The organism is Nocardia farcinica (genome assembly GCF_029867845.1).
In the GTDB taxonomy this organism is placed as follows: Bacteria; Actinomycetota; Actinomycetes; order Mycobacteriales; family Mycobacteriaceae; genus Nocardia; species Nocardia farcinica_A.
Genome location: NZ_JARWRU010000162.1, coordinates 1 through 4985, shown reverse-complemented (window position 1 = coordinate 4985; position 4985 = coordinate 1). Strand labels below are relative to the sequence as shown.

Here is a 4985-nt window from a genome sequence, read left to right as displayed (position 1 = left end):
GGGTATTGGGGTGTCCGGGGGTCCGCGCCCCGCCGGGCGAACCTATCCACTGCCCCGGGGGGGCCGCGGTAACGCGCCCCCACGGCGCCCGGTATCCCGGACGCCGGCCGGCCCCGGTGTTACCGGCGGCCGACGTGAACGGCTGTGCGCCCGGGTCTTTCACCGCCTCTCGTGGAGGCCGCTGGTGCCCCGGGGTGGACCAGCACGCTCACCTGCACGCGAGCCACCCCGCCGTCCGGCGGTGTGACGCGACAACGATAACACCGGTCGGTTCGCTCGTTGCCGGGAATTCGCCGCGGCGCCGGACGCCCCCGCGGGGCCCGGCACGAGCACCGGCGGGCTCAGCGGAAGGCGGTCGCCCGGTCCCCGTCGTGTGCCCGCTGGGCCTCGGCCGCCCAGCGGGGCGCTTCGGCGGGGACCACCCGCTGGGAGACCACGAACCCGGCCGCGAGCACGCCGGCCACCAGACCAGTCGCGACGGCCTTCGCCAGCACGACCACCACCGGGGACACGACCGTCGCCCGTCTCGCGCCTGCCGCCACCGCAGAGTCCCTTCGCCGCCGTCACCCGCCGAGCGGCGACGGTATCCCGGCCGGACGTCCGGGCGGCGGCGGACACCCTCGGGTAGACCGTCTCGTGACGGCACCTACGCCGAGCGGTGATCTCGCCGCCGCGGCGGCGACGGGTGCGAGGCGTAGCGGGCCGACTGGATCCGCGCGACCCTGGCCGGCTCGTAGCCACGTCCACCGCGCCCGTCGAAGCGCACCGGGTCGACCCGGGCGAACGACTCGGCGGGCGGGCGGCGCAGCATCCGCGCGAACGTGCGCCCACTGGCGGGCCAGGGATTGGTGACCCGGCCGCTGGGGTGCCGGTACCAGCTCGCGCTGGTCGGCCAGACCGTGTGCGAGATGGCCTCGCCGAGCCACCGCCGGTAGCGTCGCATCGCCATCTCGGTGACCTCCACCGCCGGTGCGCCGATCTCGCGCCGCCAGCGCAGACACTCGATGATGAAGGCGATCTGGTGCTCCTTCATCCCCGGATTGCTGCCCGCCGGGTTGAAGCTGTTGGGCCCGGCGATGAGGAAGGCGTTCGGGAAGCCGGGCACCGCGAGGCCGAGATAGGCGTCCGCGCCGTCGCGCCAGCGCTGGTGCAGGGCCTGCCCGCCGCGCCCGTACACCGCGATGGGCATCAGGAATTCCGGGGCGCGGAAGCCGGTGGCGTAGACGAGCACGTCGGCGCGGCGGTGCTGCCCGTCGGCGGTGCGCACTCCGTCGGCGGTCAGCCGTTCGATCGGCGCGGTGACCAGTTCGACGTCGGGGCGGGTGAGCGCGCGGTAGTAGGCACTGTCGAACAGGATGCGCTTGGCGCCGATCGGGTGTTGCGGGGTCAGCTTGGCGCGCAGGTCCGGGTCGGCGACCCGGCGGCGCAGGTGGGCGCGCGCCAGCCAGCCGACCGGCCGCGCCGACCAGCCGCGGCGCATGACCGGGGCCAGGGTGAGATCGGCCAGCCGCTCGACGAGGGCGCGGTAGACGCGATGCGCGCCGGGCAGGTGCAGCAGCAGCCGGCTGATCCGGCCGAACATCGGATCCGGTTTGGGCAGCAGCCAGTTCGGCGTGCGCTGATAGATGGTCACGCTCGCCGCGGTGCCCGCCAGTTGCGGAACCAGCTGTGCCGCACTGGATCCCGTGCCGATGACGGCGATGCGCTTGCCCGCCGGATCGACCCGGTGGTCCCAGCGGGCGGTGTGGAAGGCCGGGCAGGCGAACAGTTCCCGGCCGGGCAGTTCCGGCACGTGCGGCCGGTGCAGCTGTCCGACGGCGAAGACCACGACTTCGGCGTCGTAGCGGTCGCCGCACGCGGTGCGCAGTTCCCAGCGCGAGCGTTCCTCCCGGTAGATGGCCGAGACCACCGTGGTCCGCAGGCGCAGCTTCGGCACCAGCCCGTGGTCGGCGGCGGTGTGGCGCAGATACGCCAGGATGTGCTGTTGGCCGGGGTAGCGGCTGCGGGTGCTGCGGTACGGGGCGAAGGAGAACGAGTACAGATGCCCCGGCACGTCACAGGAACAGCCGGGATAGGTGTTGTCGCGCCACACCCCGCCGACGTCCGCGCCCTTCTCAAGGATCAGGAAGTCCTCGATCCCGGCGTCGCGCAGCGCCACCCCCATACCGATGCCACCGAAACCCGCCCCGACGATCACCACGTGCACGTCGTGCACCGCGCCTTCCGCGCCCACCACTGCCTCTCTTCCTCGTCGCACATCAATGGACAACTTTCAGCAAACTCTTCGTGACGCGGATCACATGCTAAGTGGAAATGGTGTGCGAAAACGAATCCGGCGGTTGTGTCCGATTAGAACGGGCAGTTTTAGCGGGAAATCGGCGACCTGGACCGAAACAGCTGTCGAGCCAAGCTCTTCCATCCGGCGCGGGCGTTCGATCAACGCCGGACCGAAACAGGTTCTACAGCAGACATCCAGCAAAGCCGACCCGGCCGGTCAGAAGATCTCGGCACGCCCACCGGCGCGGGACAGGGCGGAAGCCGACGGCGAAACGACCCCGGGGGCAGCGGCGATGAGGGAAAGTGGCAACGTGTTCGGTCCGGCCGCCACGGCGCGGAATCCGGGCGGGACGACGAGAGAAGGTGCGGTGAGCAGTATCGGAACCAGGGTCGCCGGGGCCTATCTCCGCGCGACCGCCCGCCGCAGGATGACCACCCCGGAGCGGGCTCGCGCGCGCATGATCGCCGAGCAGGCCTCCCCCGCGCCGCCCGCCCGGCTGCGCCGCCGCCATCGCATCACCGAGGGCGAATGCGGGGGGTTCGGCGTCTACACCGTCGACCCGCGCGGGCGCGCGCCCCACTGCTCGGTGATCTACCTGCACGGCGGTGCCTACATCGGCGAGATCACCGCGCACCACTGGCGCTTCGTCGCCCGGCTGGCCGAGCGCGGCGCACGCGTGATCGTGCCCATCTACGGCCTGGCACCGCGCTGGACCCATCGTGACGCCTATCCGTTCCTCGACGGCGTCCTCGACCGCCACACCGCCGACATGCCGGGACCGTGGACCCTGATGGGCGATTCGGCGGGCGGCGGGCTGGCACTGGGCTGGGCGCAGACGCTGCGCGACCGGGGCGCGGACGTGCGGCAGCCGGACCGGCTGGTGCTGCTGTCACCCTGGCTCGACCTGACCATCGCCAATCCCGAGGTGGCCGGTATCGACGATCCCTGGCTGGTGCGCGACGGCCTGCTCGAGGTGGGGCGCGCCTGGGCGGGCGGCGACGATCCCACCGATCCCCGGCTGAGCCCGCTGTTCGGCGAACTCGCCGGCCTGCCCTGCATCGACCTGCACGCGGGCACGCGTGATCTTTCCTATCCCGACTGCGTGCTGCTGCGGGATCGGGCCGCGGCCGCCGGCGTCCCGGTTGGCCTGACCGTCGTCGACGGCGGGCTGCACGTCACGCCGCTGCTACCGGTCCGGGAGGGCAGAACCGCTGCGGCACAGATCGCCGGACAGGTGTGCGCGCACCCCGCGGCGCGTCAGTCCTGACCGTTGTGGGCGGCCTTGTAGGCGGCCACCACGTCGGCGGACACCCGGCCGCGGCTCGGCACCGCGTAGCCGGTGTGGCGGGCCCACTCCCGGATCGCGGACGCCTGCTCCTGGTCACCGCGCTCGCGCTGCTGCTTGACGCTGCGGCTGCGGCCCGACGACTTGCCGACCCGGCGCGCGTACGGGGTCCACTGCTCGAACACCTTCCGCAACGCCGCGGCGTTGGTCTCGGAGAGATCGATCTCGTATCCCACCCCGTCGAGTGCGAAGGAAACCGTCTCCGCGGCCTGCGATTCGCCGTCGTAGTCATCGACGATCGTCACGACCACCTTGCGTGCCACTACGTGCCCTCCTCGGTCCGGTGAAAATGCGATCCTATTGTGCGCCGTAGCCGCCTCGGCTCTCACCTCGCCCCGGCCACGATCCACCGCTTCGCGCGCGCCACGCCGCACCGGTGATTGCATCAGACCTCCAGATTCCCCACGCTCAGCCCATGTCCAACCCGTGCCCGTCCTGCGGCCGGCCCGCACCGATGCTCGTGTCGACCCACGGCACGGTCCGATATCTGCGCTGCGTCTGCGGACAATGGGTGGTGGCTCACTCCGGCGGCTACACCGCGATCAACGGCCGATCCGACGGACCGGGTGACGACTCGGGCGGTCAGGTGGAATTGATCCCCTTGCCGGAGTCCTGATGGAAATGCGCCCCCACAGCAGTATTTCACCCCTGGAGCGTTTTCGCCCGGCGGGAGAACCGCGGGACCGGCGCTGAGCCGGCGCGGCAGCTCAGCCGGCGCGGTAGGTCAGGGCGACCAGGGCCGAGCGCAGATACCACAGGCCCGACGGTTGGGTGGGGTCGAAGCCGGTCAGCTGGGCGATGCGCTTGAGCCGGTAGTCCACGGTGTTGGTGTGCACGTGCAGCAGCCGGGAGGTGCGCCTGCGGTTCAGATTGTTGGCGATGTGGATGCGCAGGGTCTCCAGCAGCTCGGGATGGTCGTCGAGCGGCTCGAGCAGCGCGCCGAGGAATTCCCGGCCCGGTCCCGGACGGGTGAGCTGGTATTCGAGGGCCAGTTCGTCGAACCGGTACAGCCCGGGGACCGCTTCCAGTCGCTGAACCATGTCCAGCAGTTCGTGCGCCTGCTCGGCGGCGGCGGGGATGCGCGCGGTCTCGGCGCGCACCACGGTGGCGGTCACACCGGTGTGGGCCGCCGCGGCCAGCGCCGCCGCCAGCGCGTCGAGTTCCTCGTCGGCCATCGCGTCGGCCGGGACCAGGACCGTGCCGCCGTCGACGCTGAGCAGCGACAACGCCCGCTCACCGCAGCGGTCGGCCAGCGCGGCCTGGACCCGGCGCAGCTTGCGGCGGGCCACGACCTTGCCGTCGAGGGCGGGATTGCTCTCGTCCGGGTGCGGCGCGATCGCCACCGCCAGCACAGTGTAGGAG

General features: G+C 72.0%; 6 protein-coding genes. 2 read left to right on the top strand and 4 right to left on the bottom strand.

The window, feature by feature from the left end:
- Nucleotides 1-341 precede the first annotated feature (341 nt).
- Nucleotides 342-542: a hypothetical protein gene (locus QH283_RS03330; RefSeq protein ID WP_280501547.1), complete on the bottom strand. Its 201-nt coding sequence runs from the start codon at nt 540-542 to the stop codon at nt 342-344.
- 104 nt (nt 543-646) lie between these two features.
- Complete coding sequence (locus QH283_RS03325; protein WP_280501546.1) at nt 647-2236, bottom strand: flavin-containing monooxygenase; 1590 nt, start codon at nt 2234-2236, stop codon at nt 647-649.
- Nucleotides 2237-2645: 409 nt separating this feature from the next.
- Here QH283_RS03325 and QH283_RS03320 point away from each other — a divergent pair, with 409 nt between their 5' ends.
- Nucleotides 2646-3545: an alpha/beta hydrolase fold domain-containing protein gene (locus QH283_RS03320; RefSeq protein ID WP_280501545.1), complete on the top strand. Its 900-nt coding sequence runs from the start codon at nt 2646-2648 to the stop codon at nt 3543-3545.
- On the opposite strand, the gene QH283_RS03315 is transcribed toward QH283_RS03320, so the two are convergent.
- Nucleotides 3536-3886 (bottom strand): histone-like nucleoid-structuring protein Lsr2, encoded by a 351-nt coding sequence (locus tag QH283_RS03315; protein WP_280501544.1) that lies wholly within the window; start codon nt 3884-3886, stop codon nt 3536-3538. The genes QH283_RS03320 and QH283_RS03315 overlap by 10 nt on opposite strands.
- Nucleotides 3887-4038: 152 nt before the next feature.
- On the opposite strand from QH283_RS03315, the gene QH283_RS03310 reads away from it, so the two are divergent.
- A complete protein-coding gene (locus tag QH283_RS03310; RefSeq protein WP_280501543.1) occupies nt 4039-4239 on the top strand; it encodes a hypothetical protein in 201 nt (66 codons plus the stop codon).
- Between the two features lie 91 nt (nt 4240-4330).
- On the opposite strand, the gene QH283_RS03305 is transcribed toward QH283_RS03310, so the two are convergent.
- A partial coding sequence (locus tag QH283_RS03305; protein WP_280501542.1) for a PucR family transcriptional regulator occupies nt 4331-4985 on the bottom strand: 655 nt, incomplete at its 5' end.

What these genes read in the sequence shown, in the direction of transcription:
- QH283_RS03310 (WP_280501543.1), top strand. Translation starts at nt 4,039, where the DNA reads ATGTCCAACCCGTGCCCGTCCTGCGGCCGGCCCGCACCGATGCTCGTG.